Origin of the sequence: Glycomyces buryatensis, assembly GCF_004912275.1 — a bacterium.
In the GTDB taxonomy this organism is placed as follows: domain Bacteria; phylum Actinomycetota; class Actinomycetes; order Mycobacteriales; family Micromonosporaceae; genus Glycomyces; species Glycomyces buryatensis.
In genome coordinates, this window is record NZ_STGY01000073.1 from 124,470 (window position 1) to 138,904 (window position 14,435).

Here is a 14,435-nt window from a genome sequence, read left to right on the forward strand (position 1 = left end):
GGACAGCCCAATGGCTGACAACAACCGCGACAAGGTCCTGGCCTGCCTCACCGAGGCAGGAGAACCCTTGACCGTCCGCAACATCACCGCCACCACCGGTCTGAAAACCGCCGAGGTCAAGGAAGCCCTCGATTCGCTCAAGGCCGAGGACCGCACCGCATCGGCCAAGTCCGGCCGCACCGAGCAGTGGTCCCTGGCCAGCACCGACGCCAGCGACAGCCCGGACACGCCCGAAAAGCAGCCCGAACCCGAGGACGAGGCGACCGAGGAACCGTCCGAGATCGACGACCAGACCGGTCCCGTGAACACCGACGAGCCCGACGTGCAGGCCGTCACCGATGACGCCCAGGGCGAGGACCTCACCGACGAGGTCGAAGTCCAGGGCACCGACGACTCCGAGGCCGAGCCGCCCACCGAAGCCGACTCCGGCGACGACGCTGGGCCCGACGGCCCGAATGAGGACGAGGTGTCCGTACCCGAGCCGGTCGACCCGGAAGTCGTGTTCGCCGCGACGATGCTCGACCAGCTCGGTGAGAAAGCCACGTTCACCGTCGAGTCCTTCGCGCGGACCTGCGGGAAGACCACCGCGACCGAACGGAACCGGCTGCTGCGTGCCCTGTGGGCGCTGGCCGAGCACTACCTGCTCGACAAGTCCGACCCGAACAACGTCGACGGCGGCGAGTGGACAGTCAAGGCCCCGGGCCTGGCCGCTGCCGCCGTCGAGCGGCGCATCCAGGCCGACGACGCGCCGAACGAGATCGAGGTCCGCACCGTCAAGCGGATGCCGTGGGCAGCGAACGGCGGTTCGAAGGCCAGCCGCAGCCCCGGGAGCAACCTCAGGGGCGACTTGAAACCCGCCAGGGTCCGGGGCGAGCTGCGCGAGCAGATCGACGCGGTCCTTGACGCGCTTCCGTCCGGCGAGGTGGTGACGCCCGGCTGGGTCGCCGAGGCCGTCCGCAAGGACGACACCCACCACCGCGAGGCCGACTCGAACGCGGTCAACAACTACCTGCGCGAGCTGCGCCTCCAAGGCCGCGTCGCCGACGCCTCCGCCGAACACGGCGGCCGCGCCTACCGCCTCGCCTGACCAATCCACCAACACCACACCGAGGGCCGACAACTGCGGTTGTCGGCCCTCGCGCTGTCCAACCACGCCAACAAGAAAGGAAGAGAGGAACCCCAGATGGGACGCAAGACCTACACCGAAGAGGAGAAGGCCGCGTTCAAAGAACGCGACCGGGAACTGGCCGAAGCGGCCGACGCCGCCCTGGCCGCACCAGGGGCCGGAGCTAGAGCAACCGAGGTCGCGCTGCGCTCGCCGAAACTGGCGGCCTACAGCCTCCGCAACCACATGATGCTCGCCCTCCAAGCCGAACAGGCCGGGATCGAGCTGCGCGATGTCGACACCGGCCGCGGATGGAAGGAACGCGGTCGCACTCCCCGCAAGGGATCCAAGGCGGTCATGCGGATCGTCTACCCGATCACGCCCAAGTCCGGCGAAGCCGACACCAGCGAGGACGGCGAGACCCCGAAGACGCGGTTCCGCACCAAGGCGGTCTTCGAGATCGACCAGACCGACGAAAGCGAGACCTTCACTTCCGATCCCAAGGTGGCACCGGAAAGCGACCCGGCCCGGATCTGGCATGACCGGCTCCTCCGCGAAGCCGCGAGCCTGGGCTACACCGTCCGGTACACGCGTCCCGACGAGGCCGCAGCGCTCGCTGTCACCGACGGCGAGTCGAAGACGATCGCCGTGGCCGCCGCCGACCCGCTCGCGCTCGCACCCGAAGCCCTCGGCGCGCTGGCCGATCGCCTCGCCGAGGCACTGACGGCCGCGCGGGCCGACGGTTCGGCGAAGCCGAACGCGACTGCTGCACGTCAGGCCGGTCCCGATGCGGGCACGGTCCTCGAATTCGACTGATCCGAGTGGGACCACGCTTCGGCGCGGTCCCACTCCTCCAGTTTGGAGGCATCCGTTGGGACGCATCACCATCACCAGCCGATCCGCTCCGCAGCTCGGTCGAACACGCGCCGACTTCGTCGATGACTGGACGGCCCCGGCCACCTACTACGACTTGTCCGGCCCCCGCATCAGCGGCAGCGTCACCGTCTGGGCCGTAGCGGAACTCAGGGCCGACGAGGCTCCGAGCTTGGAGGTCTGCGAGGTCCACATGGCCCTCGGCCGTACCGACCCGTTCGAGTCTCACGGTTCCGCAGGCCGCCGTGGGCTGGACAACCCGCTGATCGTCAATGGTGTCGAGATCGCTCGCGACCGGACCAGCACCTACTTCTCGCCCGCGCATCTGGCCGACCGCAAGCACTCCGAGGGAGGCCATCTGAGTTGGCGTCTCCCCGATCGCTCTCGGGAAACCGCGCAGGCGCTGCTGCGGTACGTCGCCGCGCACTGGGCCAGGCGAGATCCGCACTTCCTGGTCTTCCGCATCAACGCCGTCCAACGGGCGCTCGCGGCCTGGAACTGCGAACGTCGAAGCCGCATGACCGGGGCATACCGCGGTGTCCTCGAACGACATCGCACCCTCACACGCCTACGAGCCGTCGCCGACAGCGCGCACCACTTCCGTCTGGCGCTGCCTCCCGGACCCGCCCCCGCCACATCGGAGGCCGCCCCTGTTCCACCCGCCCAAGGGCAATGACGCTCTCGATCGACCACCCGCGCCCGCCGGACCTCGTGTCCCGGCGGGCATTTTCCGCTGCACCGAAAGGAGTCCGCCGCTATGGACTACGCCACCGCCGCCACCGAGCACTCCACCTTCCACTGGCTCACCACCGAAAGCATCTGGGACGCAGACCCCGACGTCTACGACATGATCGCCCGTGCGGCCAGGGAAATTCACTGGGCCAGCGTCACCCACAGGCCCACCGCCGCCGCAGTCCACTGCGAACTCGTATTCGACTACCTCACCACCGGTCTGATCGCCGCCACCGGCGCCGCCGAGCGGACCGTATGGATCGGCAAGGCCAGCCGCTCCCGCACCAAGCCCATCCCACACACCCTCACGGGCGTCCGGGAGATCACCGATGAGGGCACCCGCGCGCTCCTCCTGCTCACCGGTGCCGAACAACCGGTTCCGGTCGCAGTGTGGGAGCAGGCGCTGCTCGGTCCCGCCGTAGACACCTCATGTGCCGCAGCGGCACACCGCTATTGCCACGGCCGCGACGACCAGGGCCGGGCCTGCGGGTGCCGGTGCGGATGCCGCTGGCCCGACCGGCTCGCGGCCTACCAGGGTCTCGCCGCCGGCGACGAAGCGACCGACCCGGCATTGACGTGGTCCTTCACCGTCACCAGTTCGCCCCAGCTCCAAAAGACCGGAAGCCTCGCCCTGGAAGTCCAAGGCGCCGACGAACCGTGCGCCGAGCTGTTCTACCGACAGCCCACAGAGCCGGTCATCGTCCACAACGCCTGGCGTCTGTCCCGGACCGACGAGGCAACCGAGCCGCCGTCGTCGGCCTAACCGTCGACTCGCCACCATGCGCGCGGTCCGGCCGTTCGACCGGCCCGCGCCGTTCCCGACGGCCCGCGCCGCTGCGGGCCGTTTCTCGTCCCTTCGCATCGAAAGGTCATCATCATGTCCGCCAACCACTTCACCGCTGCGGTAGCCCCGCCCGCCGTCACTGCCGACAACCACGGGCTGAGTGTCGCGGCCACTGCCACGCTCGACTACGCCGCCTGTTCCCTGAACCTCGCCGGACACCAGCCCCTCACCGAAGTCTGGGCACAGACCGCATGCATCGTCGCGGCGCTGCCCGGCCAGGTAATCGACGAAAGCGACCTCGATCCGGGCGGCGGCTGGCCGGGCGAGGGATTGCACGTGCTCGACCGGCGCAGCCCCAGCAGCTTCGCCTACGATCTGACCGCACTCGGGTTCGATGCGCGCGCCGAGACCATCTGGGACGACACGGCCCGCCTCAACTTCGCCGACGCCCCGCGCCGCCTCCACCTGCTCACCGTCGAGACACCGTTGGCGCTCGCGGCCGCGACCGTAACGGACGATCAGGCACGACCTTCGAGGGCGGCCGTACTGGGTCGATACGAGATCCGTCCGGGCCGGTACCTGTTCGCCGAGATCATCACCGCCGCCGGAACCCGAACGATGCTCCACGGCATCTGGGCCTGCCCAGGCGACATGACTACCGAATCGCTGGCCGAGGTCGAAGGGTTCGACGCCTGGCAGATCAACGCAGCCTGCGCTTCGTGCGGGCGAGCCTGGATCGCCTGCGCCGGATCGGCATGGTTCCGACCCGACCCCGACGACGTCGGCAACGACCTCGACTGGCATTACGAGGACGCCACTACCGCCAGGGGCGAGGCGATCGATTGCCCGATCGGCTGGTGCCCCGGCCGCGTCGACTTCACCGTCTAGGAACCCGGCGTTGAGCACCGAAACTCCGGCGATCAACGTCTGGCGGCTCGACAGAGGCAACCCCGACAAGCCCGACACCGAGCCATCGCCATAGCTCAACCCAGCAGCCATTCCTCCGCAATATCCGCACGATGAGGAAGGAGCCCATCATGGGTTCACGCTCGATCACCAAGATCACCTTCACCGACACAACCGTCCGGCTCTACCTCCACTGGGGCTCGCCGGAATACCAGATCCCGAACATGGCCGAGTTCATCTTCTGGGCCTGGACACTCGACAAACCCTGGACTGCCGACAGCTACCGCGCCTACCTCGACACGGTCAGCGACGGCTCCCTCCCGGCAGAACCGACCGACGGGTTCCACGGCGACCTGGAGCACTACTACCGCATCACGATCGGGGAGAACGGCCAGGTCACCTACGTCTACAAGCACCTCAACTTCGACGCCGAGGACTGGGCTGTCGAGTTCCAGGCAGAAAACCGCGCCGAGCTGTACGACGAAGCAATCCGCCAACTCGAAGCCCACCGTCGATGGGTCGCCGACGCCATCGAAGCGAACCCGAAAGCGGTGCACTACGAGCAAGACCTCGCCGCGATCGACCACCACCTGCACGAAGCCCGCCTGTACGCACAGGTCGAAGCACTGCCCGGCGTGCCCGCGTCGGCCTGCCAGTCCGACTTCCACGCCGAGCACTCGTGCGAGCGAGACCAGTGCTCGATCTGGACCCCCGAACTGACCGAAATCGCCGACCGGCCACCCCGTCGAGGAGACCACGACGACGGCAGCCAGGACTGAACCAACCGGCCCCAGGTGGCCCGAGCAGATGCTCGGGCCACCTGCCCGCACGCGAACCCGGCTTTTTTCATGCCCGAAATCGGCTGTACCAACCAGCGTTCACCGCTGCCGGATTACCAGCGCGGGAGTATAGCTCCGACCCGCCCTGACTGTCCATTCACAACCGATCACACGCGGGCACAACCGGTCACAGTGCAGGTCAGAGGCCGGTCACAAGATGCGGTTCTTCTATGACTGGAAGCAAACGGCCCCTGCGCCACCGCCATGACGACACCACCGAACCACCGACCCGGACACATCGACGTCCCCTTGAACGTCTGGCCCGGCCCCGCCACCACCGCCGAAATCACCACCCAGGTCGCCGCCCGCCTGGCCGCGCCAGGCGAGAGCGTCACTGTCATCGACGCCGACATCGATCCGTCCGATCTCGTGGCCACCGGCCGCCGGGTCACCGCGATCGCGACCTCACGCCGGGACGCGGGCGCCGTCCTCGCCGAGCTCCCCGCCCTCCCGGTGGCCGACCGTTCGCGCCTGACCATGCTGTACTCGCCCCGGGCAGCCCTGGCCGATACGCTCGCGCGCTTCGCAGGCCGCTCTCGCCTGACCATCGCCCCGGCCCGATTGACCGCGCTGCCGGACATTTGGGCCGGAGCGGTCGCCACCCTTCAGCCCGCGGGCCGACTGGCCCTCATCGACGCCGCCGGCCCGGCAGACCTACCGCCTGTGGCCACCAACGACCTGGTCTTCCAGGCGCACATCGTCTGCGCGGCCACCGAGGTCTACGAACACGCCGCCGCCGAGGCCGAGGAGCTGGACGAGGAGTTCGCCCTGCCCGAGGCGCTGACCCGCGTCCACCGGGACGTGGCGCTGTTCTGCCGCACCGACTTCGCCGGAGGTGAGCGATGAACGCCCCGCGTCAGCTCGCATCGATCTGGGCGAGTGGCCAACAGCACCAGCGGACCCAGCGCGCAGGCCGCTACACGAAAGCCTCCACCGAACACCCCGCGAAGATGCCGCCAGCGCTCGCCGCCCACGCCATCGCCGCTTATTCACGGCGCGGCGACCTCGTAGTCGATCCGATGTGCGGGATCGGCACGAGCGTGGTCGAGGCGATGCATCTGGGACGGGACGCCATCGGTGTCGACTGCGAGCCGCCCTGGGTCGACATGGCCGTCGACAACATCGACCTCGCCACCGCCCAGGGCGCGGCCGGAACCGGCTCAGTGCGGTGCGGCGATGCACGCGACCTGCCCGACCTTCTTCCGCTCGGAGCGGTCGGCGACGTCGCCCTCATCTTGGCCTCACCGCCGTACGGGCTCTACGGGCACGCCCGCGTCCGCACCTACACCGGGCCCGGCCGCCTCGCCGCGACCAGTGAGCACCCCTTCATCCACCGGCCCCATCCCGGCCAGCTCGCCCTCACCGGCCCCGACCGCTTCGCGGCCGGTCTCGCTGAAGTCCTCCTCGCCTGCCACGAGGTACTTCGGCCAGGAGGGTTCCTGGTCCTCACCGGCCGGCCCTACCGTGCTGCCGGACTCCTGATCGACCTGCCCGGCGAGCTCGCCGCCACCGCTGCCGTCTGCGGGTTCGACCTCCACGCCCGCCACGTCGCACTCCTGGCCTCCTGGAACGACGGGGTCCTGCGTCCCCATCACTCCTTCTTCGGGCTTCACCACGCCCGCCGCCTCGCCCGGATGGGTTTTCCTGCGCATCTGTGCGTCCACGAAGACGTCATCGTCGCCCGGAGGCCCAGGTGACCACCACATCTGAGAGGACGCTGTTGGAATCAGCCGGGAGCTACGCGAAGCAGATGGCCGACTCACCGGCCTTCGACTATGTGGCGAACCGCCGGGGCATCACCGACCCGGCCTTGATCCGGCGCCTCGGCCTCGGATACGTCGGTGAGCCATCGACAAGCCACGAGCGGTTCCAAGGTATGTTGGCCGTCCCATACCTGCGGCACGGCTACTCGGGCCCGAACGTCACCACGATTCGCTTCGCGTGTATCGCTGACGACTGTGCACACGAGCACCACGACAAGATCAGCTCACTACCCGGTCACGGGGTGCGCCTCTACAACACCCGTGACCTGCTCGCACCGGCAGACGAAATCTGCATCTGCCTGGGCGAGTGGGACACCATCACCGCCCTCACTTACGGCCTCCACGCTGTTGGCGTCCAAAGCGTCACTGGCTGGAAACCCTACATGGCCCAGGCGTTCCAGGGCTACAAAAAGGTCAGGATCTTCACCCGGATCGGCGACCGGGACCAATCGATGCAGTGGGCGAACGAACTGGCCGCGCAGATCCCCGCCGCCATTGTCGAGTCACACCCGGTTGCTCGAGGAGAACCAGCGGCGTTACGCCCTTGAAGTCGAGCAGGGGCTCCACCTGAAGAGCAAGGCTGCCAAGAAGTCCGCGAAGAAGGCTCCCAAGGCTGAGGTCTCGGTCCAGGATTCGCTGTTCGATATCTGATCCCGGGACGCCGTTCCGAAGGGTCGCAACACCGTTTGCTTTGGCATCATCTGCTACCTAGCGCGGGCTTAGTAGGGCAGCGGTTCGCCCGTGGTCAGCAGTTGACCTCCAGTTTGCGGTATGATGTTGCGGCCCAAGACAAGCAGCGCGGGGCCCCCTCTTGTCGATCCCGAATCCTTAGGCGGCAGCAGTGGGTGAAGACACCGACCATCACCTAGCGACACTGAAAGTTGCGAAGCACGGCGTCATCGTGGCGGTGTGGAGCTTGGTCGTCGCCGTGATCGGGCTCGGGTACACAGTCTTCGCTGACCTTGGCGGTGTGGAGTGGGCCCGTGGAGCATCCTTTACGGGAGACTGGCTGGTGAGGCCTGGGCTCCCGTTCTGGACTGGTTTTTTGCATTTGAGTTGGATCGGATTCGGCTGCGCGGTTGCTTTCGGCGGGCTCAATGTGCTGCTCCGCAAGCTGTTCAAGGTCGGTGACAACTTGATCGGCTGGTGGTTGTCGGAGTCCTTCGTGCTCATCGTGCTGATGGTGATGGCCGCAGTGTCAATCGGCAAAGGATTCTGGCCCACCGCGCTGGCGGTCGCCGGTGCACTGGTGCAATGCTGGGGGTTCGTCGGGCTCCTCCTGATGTCGATACGGCTGCCGAACATTCACCACAAGCATCCGGATGCATAGAGCCCGAGCCGACTAACCCACTCGCTGCGGACTCGGCTGGAGAGCGTTGGGCGGTTGTCGTATGACCGACAAACTTTGGGTAACGTCGGGGGTTACGAGACCCGATTTGTCAAGGTCGGGAGTTCCCCACTGCGTCTATTCAGTCAGGCCCACTGCCGCATCGCTGCGACCAGTTCCTGATCGTGTTTGGCAGCCATGGCCCGCTGCGCCAGTCGCGTCGCCTGCGTCTCCTCGTCTTCCGCCAGCGGCAGCAACCGGCCCCGGTAGTCATAGACGTGTACGTATTCCTCGATGGGTGGCTTCTTCGAGGTCTTCCCGGTCGGGAAGACGATGATCTCCGGGAACACCTGAGAGAGGATGTTCTGCTGCGCTTCGATGTCCAGGTCTTCCCATTCGCGGTAGACCTGGTCCCAGGGGACCTCGGTCAGTCTGGCCGGGGCCTCGGCGACGGCTTCGGTCTCGCCCAGAGCCTCTAGCTCCCGCTTGGCTCGGGCTTCACCGGCCAGGAACGCCTTCTTGGAGATTTGCCCGGCGAAGTACATCTCCGCCATCTCCTCCTGCGTCGCTTCGATCTCGGAGCGCTTGGCCTCCTTCGCCGCGGCCTGTGCTCGTGCGGACTCGGCGTCGTCTTTGCCGGTCGCCATGAACGCCTCGTACTGCTCCGGGGACTGGAGGTAGCCCATCAACAGGCCGGTCACGTACTCGTCGATCCGGTCCGCGCGCACGGAGGTGTGCTGCTTGCCGCAGCACTCGCGGCGGCACACGTAGTACAGGTACCCGCTCGCCCAGTGCGAGCGCAGCGGCAGGCACTCATCGACCGGCCCGCACTGGTAGATGCCCGATCCCATGTAGCGCTTGTGGTTGCCTTTCTCCGACAGCGTCCGCGTCAGGACCGCTTTCATCGCTTCCCACTCCTGGCGGGTGACGATCGGCTCCCAGTTGCCGGGAGTCAGCTCCGCGAGCCAGGGCGCGACCGGTTCGGGCGCGGAGTCGTACAGGTAGGTGGTGCGCTGGTAGGCGCGCATCGCGCACAGCTCGGGGGCCAGGAGTGCGGCTTTGACCGTGTCCCAGTCGAAGGCGTTGCCCGCCGTGTTCGTGAACCCCGCTTTGTTCCAGCGGCGCGAGACCTCCGCGAGGGTCCCGCCCAACGCGAGCACGTAGTTGTAGCCGTCGCGGATCGCCGCTGCCTGCTCGGGGACGATGGTGTACGAGGTCTTGTCCTCGGTCTTGGTGTAGCCGAACTTTGCCCGGCCGGTCGAGGGCATCCCCTGGCGGACGCGCTCCAGCTCGGTCAGGTTCCGTTTCTTCGCCATCTCCTCGACCATCGACCGGTTGATGTCGACACGGATGCGGGCGTTGAGCCGCCCTCCCGGCGTGCTCAGGTCGAAGTGTGCGTCATGGGTGAGGTAGACGGGGAAGTCCTTGGAATCGAGCAGGCTGATGAGGTCTTCGAGTTCCAGCGGGAGCCGGTAGAGCCGTTCGTTGTCACGGCAGATCGCCCGCGCGAGCACACCGGACTTGAGGGCTTCGATCATGCGGGTGTATTCAGGGCGCGGCTTGCGCGGGTTCGAGGCACTGACCGACTGGTCAAGGAACAGTGCCACATTGACCCAGCTGCGGGCCTCGCACTCCTTGAGGGCGTTCGTGATCTGGTTCTCCAGGGAGAGCGTGTCATCCTCACCCGGCCTCGGGGAGCGGCGGACGTAGATCGCTGTCACCGAGTCCGGCTCGGCCTCGGCAAGCTGCTGAGGGGTCCAGATGAGGTGCTTGTACTTGATGCTGAGGTCGCTTGCGACGCTGTATCGCCTGGCCTTGGTTCTGGGGGTCATACGATTGCCTCCTACGTTCGAGGATATGTTGTTTATTCTCATGTGTCCACACCCCCGGCTGGACGGTCACCAAGACCGGCCCCGGTAGTGCGTTGATCGTCCACCACCACGGCCACGAGGCCACCCCTGAGGACATGCACGAATACTCGGGCGGCCAGGGCTGCGGGCACGGCTGCGAAGACCACCGCAGCAACATCGACCTCGATGAAGACTTCAGGAACGGGCCTGATGATGCTTTCCCCACCGGCCTCTACCCCGAAGAACACGCACAAGTCCCAGACCGTGACTTGAAGGATGTCCTCGACGCCTATGCGCTCCACCGGATCGGCATCGACCTCAAACGGGCCAAAGCCAGGGCAAGGGAACGCTTCCGCCAACCCTCCACCGCCGAAGCCGAACCGGCCACGGCCACCCCACCGCCCGACCGGTTACCGTGCCCCGCCGCCAGGCAGCAACGGCGGCGGGGGAAGCGGACCCGCAAAGGACCGCAGCCCGACCCCACCCGGCAACGGGACCAGCGGGATCGGGCCCTCCGTCGTGCCCGAAGGCGGCATTACTGCCCCTGCCATCCCTACGGCCGAGGCCGGGCCGGGCTCACCAACTGGCCCCACCAACAGGCCCCGCCCCGGCAACGAATGCCAGCCACCCTCCGCACCTCTCCATCGCTGATTCGATTGAAGCCCAACCCACACGCACCCCGACCGCCAGCCGACCACAGCCGGCCTGGGCAGACCGCCACTGTCGCTGACTCGTCTGAAGCGCAACCTCTATGCACCCGGACCGCCAGCCGACCGGGCCCCGGGCCGGCCGGACCTCCACTGTCGCTGATTCACGGCCGCCCGGTCAGTGCTCGAGCGCGGCAGGTCAGTCGGATTCGAACGAGCCGATGGACAGATCCTCCATCGTGAAGACGCTGCCGTCGGCGAGGTGGAGTTCGACCGGGCCGAACATCAGGTAGAAGCGCAGGGCGCCGAGGGCGTTGTCGTGCGTGCAGAAGTTGCCCCCGGCCTTGGGATAGACCGTGCTGGAGAAGGCGCCGACCTCGATGGTGTCGTAGCCGGCGGCGATGACGCCGGGGCAGTGCGGCAGGTGGGATCCGAGGTCGTCGGCGCACTCGGCGCAACGGATGGTGAACGACTGCGGGACGCCGCCGGAATCGTGCTTGGACTTGTCGGTCGGGTGGGCGACAATGGCCTTGTCGGGCGTAGACATGTTCTGCCTCCGATGTTCGAGGCCGGGGCGGATCTGGCTACCAACCTTCTGACCGCCCCGGCCGGCTCCTGTTTCGGGCTGGGGCTCGGACACTCGCGTATAACCTCCGTGACCAAAACCACGCCCAGTGGTAGATTGACACAAACCTAATCACAGCGCAAGCTTCAAAACGCATTTCGTCCAAAAATATGCAACGCTGAGACTCGAACGAGCGATGGAGGTAGGGCGATGGCAGGACGCGGACGACCCAAAGGACCCGGTAGCAGCCTTCGATCCCGGTGGCTCGGCGAGCGCTTGCGCGCTCTCCGTGAAGCCGCCGACATCTCGCCCGTGGAAGTGGCCGAGTTCCTGCAACGGGACCGCTCAGTCGTGGGGCGCTACGAGACCGGCGACTATCCGATCCGGCGGGCCGACGTGTACGCGCTCCTTACTTACTACGGGGTCGAGGACGAGAAGACCCGCGAGACTCTGCTCGAACTGTGTGAAGATGTCTGGCGCAAAGGCTGGTGGGATCCCTATAAGAAGGAAGTCGCTAAGGACTTCGTAGACCTGCCCTGGCTGGAGTCGCGTACCGATGAGCTTTGCGTGTACCAGAACATGGTGATTCACGGTCTGGCGCAGACCCGTGCCTACGCGGAGACCTTGATTCGCAAAGCCGAAGCGGATGCGGAGGAAGCGCAGATCCAGCGATGGGTGGACCTTCGGCTCGGGCGACAGGCGATCCTCGCCGGCGATGAAGCACTTCGGTACACGATGGTGATCGAAGAGCCGGTGTTGCACAGGCCGATCGGCGGAGTCAAGGTGATGAGTGAACAGCTCAGGCATCTGCTGGACCTTGGAGAGCTGGAGACCATCGAGATCCGGGTCCTGCCCACAGCCCACGGACCGCACAGCGGCCATCTGGGCAGCTTCTTGCTGTTCGTGATGCCAGAGCAGTTCACGGATGTCGCCTATGTCGAGTCGCTCGGAGGGGCGCTCTATGTCGAATCACCTGATGTGGATCGGTTCGAGGATGCGTGGCACGATGTGAATAAGGCTGCGCTCGACCAGAAGAGATCGGCGGCGCTTATCAAGTCCGTATTGAAGGAGACCAAGTGAAGATCACCGGTACTGTCCAGGAGCTTTCGGCCCCGGAGCTTGCCGGGATTCGCTGGAAGATCAGTTCGCGCAGCGACAGCAACGGCGGCAGCTGTGTCGAGGCCGGGGCGCTGGCCGACAATTCCGGCCGGGTCGCCGTCCGTCACTCGCACCACCCCGAGGGGTCGGTCATCGTCTACACCCGCGCCGAATGGGATGCCTTCCTCGCCGGAGCCCGAGACGGCGAGTTCGACTTCACCGAGTAAATCGCGCGTGCGTCGGCCTCCGATGCCCCGCCGTGCGCTGTGTCGCCTGCCTCATCCCGACCCCGCCGTTCGTCGCATAACCCCTGACCAGGCATAATCGAGAGGTTGCGCTTCGGCGCGGCATTCTCCGGGTCTCGAACCCGGACAACCACAGCGAGTCGGTCCCGAACCGGACCGGCGTTTAGCGAACGAAGGGATTCAGTCAAGTGGCTGAACAAACACAGCAGCAGGCTGGCGGTGACCGCGGCGGACGTGGCGGTCGCGGCGGCCGCGGGGGCCGGGACGGCGGTCGCGGACGCGACCGCGCCGAGAAGTCCCCGCACATCGAGCGCGTCGTCACGATCAACCGTGTCGCCAAGGTCGTCAAGGGCGGTCGTCGCTTCGCGTTCACCGCACTCGTCGTCGTCGGCGACGGTGCGGGCAACGTCGGTGTCGGCTACGGCAAGGCCAAGGAAGTCCCCGCGGCGATCGCCAAGGGCGTCGAAGAGGCCAAGAAGGCCTTCTTCGAGGTCCCGCGCATCGGCGGCACCATCCCGCACGAGGTGCTCGGTGAGGACGCCGCCGGCGTCGTCATGCTGAAGCCCGCCTCGGCCGGTACCGGTGTCATCGCAGGTGGACCGGTCCGCGCCGTCCTCGAGTGCGCCGGCATTCACGATGTCCTGTCGAAGTCGCTCGGCTCCTCGAACGCGATCAACATCGTCCACGCGACGGTGCACGCGCTCAAGCAGCTCGAAAGCCCGGAGGCCGTCGCGGCCCGCCGCGGCATGGCCCTGGAGGACATTGCTCCCAAGGGTCTGCTGCGCGCCCGCGCCGAGGCCGCCCAGGCCGCGCAGGCTTAGGGGGATCGAGAACAGCATGGCACGTTTGAAGATCACCCAGGTCCGCTCCGTCATCGGCACCAAGCCGAAGCACCGGGCCACCATGCAGACCCTCGGTCTGCGCAAAATCCGCCAGACGGTATTCAAGGACGACCTGCCGCAGTACCGCGGCATGGTCCACAGCGTCCGCCACCTGGTCGAAGTCGAGGAGGTCGAGTAGTCATGACGATTCGCATCCATGACCTGCAGCCCGCCCCCGGCGCCAAGAAGGCCAAGACCCGCGTCGGTCGCGGTGAAGGCTCCAAGGGCAAGACCGCTGGGCGAGGCACCAAGGGCACCAAGGCCCGCAAGACCGTGCCGGCCGGGTTCGAGGGTGGCCAGATGCCGCTCCAGATCCGGCTGCCGAAGCTCAAGGGCTTCAAGCCGCACAACAAGGTCGTCTTCCAGGTGGTGAACCTCGACCGTCTCGTGGAGCTCTTCCCCGAGGGCGGCGAGGTCGGCCCCGAGCAGCTGATCGAGGTGGGCGTCCTCAACAAGAAGGAGCTCATCAAGGTCCTCGGCTCCGGTGAAGTCGACGGCGTCAAGTTCGACCTGAAGGCGCACGCCTTCTCCGCGTCGGCGACCACGAAGGTCACCGCCGCCGGCGGTTCGACCACCGTGGTGGACAAGAAGACCGGCGAGCCCCTCGGCGAATAATCGCCCTGGGCTTCGGCCGCACAAATGATCTGCGAAGCGGGTCGGAGGGAACTCCGGCCCGTTTCGTCATGGCGAATGCCGAATATCTGCGCCTGTGGACGCCTGCTAGGCTCCCGTAGCGAGGACCACCGTCTTCCTCGGCGTGTGACACCTCGCTCGGAACATATACACGCCCACTGGTTACCATGGCGGGCACCGTAATCCG

Annotated in this window: 18 protein-coding genes; 15 read left to right on the forward strand and 3 right to left on the reverse strand. The window is 66.8% G+C overall.

The features are described from left to right. Window positions 1–10: 10 nt before the first annotated feature. The 10 genes from FAB82_RS22855 (at window position 11) to FAB82_RS22900 (ending at window position 8,332) form a co-directional block, all read left to right on the forward strand. Entirely contained in the window at window positions 11–1,087 is a 1,077-nt protein-coding gene (locus tag FAB82_RS22855) for an ICP22 family protein (RefSeq protein ID WP_136536873.1), read from the forward strand. Window positions 1,088–1,183: 96 nt separating this feature from the next. After that, complete coding sequence (locus FAB82_RS22860; RefSeq protein WP_136536874.1) at window positions 1,184–1,921, forward strand: ArdC family protein; 738 nt, start codon at window positions 1,184–1,186, stop codon at window positions 1,919–1,921. A 55-nt stretch (window positions 1,922–1,976) separates the two neighbouring features. Further along, on the forward strand, window positions 1,977–2,654 hold the full coding sequence (locus tag FAB82_RS22865) for a hypothetical protein (RefSeq protein WP_136536875.1): 678 nt from the start codon (window positions 1,977–1,979) through the stop codon (window positions 2,652–2,654). Window positions 2,655–2,735: 81 nt separating this feature from the next. Continuing rightward, complete coding sequence (locus FAB82_RS22870) at window positions 2,736–3,473, forward strand: hypothetical protein (protein ID WP_136536876.1); 738 nt, start codon at window positions 2,736–2,738, stop codon at window positions 3,471–3,473. Window positions 3,474–3,587: 114 nt separating this feature from the next. After that, window positions 3,588–4,382, forward strand: a complete 795-nt coding sequence (locus FAB82_RS22875) for a hypothetical protein (protein ID WP_136536877.1) — start codon at window positions 3,588–3,590, stop codon at window positions 4,380–4,382. 149 nt (window positions 4,383–4,531) lie between these two features. Next, entirely contained in the window at window positions 4,532–5,179 is a 648-nt protein-coding gene (locus tag FAB82_RS22880; protein WP_136536878.1) for a hypothetical protein, read from the forward strand. A 264-nt stretch (window positions 5,180–5,443) separates the two neighbouring features. Further along, window positions 5,444–6,085, forward strand: a complete 642-nt coding sequence (locus FAB82_RS22885; RefSeq protein WP_136536879.1) for a hypothetical protein — start codon at window positions 5,444–5,446, stop codon at window positions 6,083–6,085. Then, on the forward strand, window positions 6,082–6,936 hold the full coding sequence (locus tag FAB82_RS22890) for a TRM11 family SAM-dependent methyltransferase (protein WP_136536880.1): 855 nt from the start codon (window positions 6,082–6,084) through the stop codon (window positions 6,934–6,936). The genes FAB82_RS22885 and FAB82_RS22890 overlap by 4 nt, the downstream gene beginning before the upstream one ends. A 53-nt stretch (window positions 6,937–6,989) precedes the next feature. After that, window positions 6,990–7,550 carry a topoisomerase gene (locus FAB82_RS22895; RefSeq protein WP_136536881.1) on the forward strand — a complete coding sequence of 187 codons (561 nt, stop codon included), beginning with the start codon at window positions 6,990–6,992 and terminating at the stop codon, window positions 7,548–7,550. Between the two features lie 293 nt (window positions 7,551–7,843). Continuing rightward, window positions 7,844–8,332, forward strand: coding sequence for a hypothetical protein (locus FAB82_RS22900; protein WP_136536882.1), 489 nt, complete (start codon window positions 7,844–7,846; stop codon window positions 8,330–8,332). A gap of 143 nt (window positions 8,333–8,475) precedes the next feature. On the opposite strand, the gene FAB82_RS22905 is transcribed toward FAB82_RS22900, so the two are convergent. The 3 genes from FAB82_RS22905 to FAB82_RS22915 form a co-directional block, all read right to left on the reverse strand. Beyond that, the gene (locus FAB82_RS22905) at window positions 8,476–10,161 is read right to left on the reverse strand and encodes a recombinase family protein (protein ID WP_168801729.1); all 1,686 of its coding nucleotides are present in this window, start codon (window positions 10,159–10,161) and stop codon (window positions 8,476–8,478) included. Between the two features lie 38 nt (window positions 10,162–10,199). Continuing rightward, on the reverse strand, window positions 10,200–10,538 hold the full coding sequence (locus FAB82_RS22910) for a hypothetical protein (RefSeq protein ID WP_136536884.1): 339 nt from the start codon (window positions 10,536–10,538) through the stop codon (window positions 10,200–10,202). Window positions 10,539–11,025: 487 nt separating this feature from the next. Further along, a complete protein-coding gene (locus FAB82_RS22915) occupies window positions 11,026–11,373 on the reverse strand; it encodes a hypothetical protein (RefSeq protein ID WP_136536885.1) in 348 nt (115 codons plus the stop codon). A 228-nt stretch (window positions 11,374–11,601) separates the two neighbouring features. Here FAB82_RS22915 and FAB82_RS22920 point away from each other — a divergent pair, with 228 nt between their 5' ends. From FAB82_RS22920 to rplO, 5 genes are all read left to right on the forward strand, one after another. Further along, complete coding sequence (locus FAB82_RS22920) at window positions 11,602–12,471, forward strand: helix-turn-helix domain-containing protein (RefSeq protein ID WP_136536886.1); 870 nt, start codon at window positions 11,602–11,604, stop codon at window positions 12,469–12,471. Continuing rightward, a complete protein-coding gene (locus tag FAB82_RS22925) occupies window positions 12,468–12,716 on the forward strand; it encodes a DUF397 domain-containing protein (protein WP_136536887.1) in 249 nt (82 codons plus the stop codon). Before FAB82_RS22920 ends, FAB82_RS22925 begins: the two co-directional genes overlap by 4 nt. A gap of 206 nt (window positions 12,717–12,922) precedes the next feature. Beyond that, a complete protein-coding gene (rpsE, locus tag FAB82_RS22930; RefSeq protein ID WP_136536888.1) occupies window positions 12,923–13,555 on the forward strand; it encodes a 30S ribosomal protein S5 in 633 nt (210 codons plus the stop codon). Window positions 13,556–13,571: 16 nt separating this feature from the next. Further along, window positions 13,572–13,754, forward strand: coding sequence for a 50S ribosomal protein L30 (gene rpmD, locus FAB82_RS22935; protein ID WP_136536889.1), 183 nt, complete (start codon window positions 13,572–13,574; stop codon window positions 13,752–13,754). Between the two features lie 2 nt (window positions 13,755–13,756). Then, entirely contained in the window at window positions 13,757–14,230 is a 474-nt protein-coding gene (rplO, locus tag FAB82_RS22940; RefSeq protein ID WP_136536890.1) for a 50S ribosomal protein L15, read from the forward strand. The last annotated feature ends 205 nt before the right edge of the window (window positions 14,231–14,435 follow it).

Coding starts and splice junctions, on each gene's coding strand:
- FAB82_RS22855 (WP_136536873.1), top strand. CDS start 11: ATGGCTGACAACAACCGCGACAAGGTCCTGGCCTGCCTCACCGAGGCA.
- FAB82_RS22860 (WP_136536874.1), top strand. CDS start 1,184: ATGGGACGCAAGACCTACACCGAAGAGGAGAAGGCCGCGTTCAAAGAA.
- FAB82_RS22870 (WP_136536876.1), top strand. CDS start 2,736: ATGGACTACGCCACCGCCGCCACCGAGCACTCCACCTTCCACTGGCTC.
- FAB82_RS22875 (WP_136536877.1), top strand. CDS start 3,588: ATGTCCGCCAACCACTTCACCGCTGCGGTAGCCCCGCCCGCCGTCACT.
- FAB82_RS22880 (WP_136536878.1), top strand. CDS start 4,532: ATGGGTTCACGCTCGATCACCAAGATCACCTTCACCGACACAACCGTC.
- FAB82_RS22885 (WP_136536879.1), top strand. CDS start 5,444: ATGACGACACCACCGAACCACCGACCCGGACACATCGACGTCCCCTTG.
- FAB82_RS22890 (WP_136536880.1), top strand. CDS start 6,082: ATGAACGCCCCGCGTCAGCTCGCATCGATCTGGGCGAGTGGCCAACAG.
- FAB82_RS22895 (WP_136536881.1), top strand. CDS start 6,990: ATGGCCGACTCACCGGCCTTCGACTATGTGGCGAACCGCCGGGGCATC.
- FAB82_RS22905 (WP_168801729.1), bottom strand. CDS start 10,161: ATGACCCCCAGAACCAAGGCCAGGCGATACAGCGTCGCAAGCGACCTC.
- FAB82_RS22915 (WP_136536885.1), bottom strand. CDS start 11,373: ATGTCTACGCCCGACAAGGCCATTGTCGCCCACCCGACCGACAAGTCC.
- FAB82_RS22920 (WP_136536886.1), top strand. CDS start 11,602: ATGGCAGGACGCGGACGACCCAAAGGACCCGGTAGCAGCCTTCGATCC.
- rpmD (WP_136536889.1), top strand. CDS start 13,572: ATGGCACGTTTGAAGATCACCCAGGTCCGCTCCGTCATCGGCACCAAG.
- rplO (WP_136536890.1), top strand. CDS start 13,757: ATGACGATTCGCATCCATGACCTGCAGCCCGCCCCCGGCGCCAAGAAG.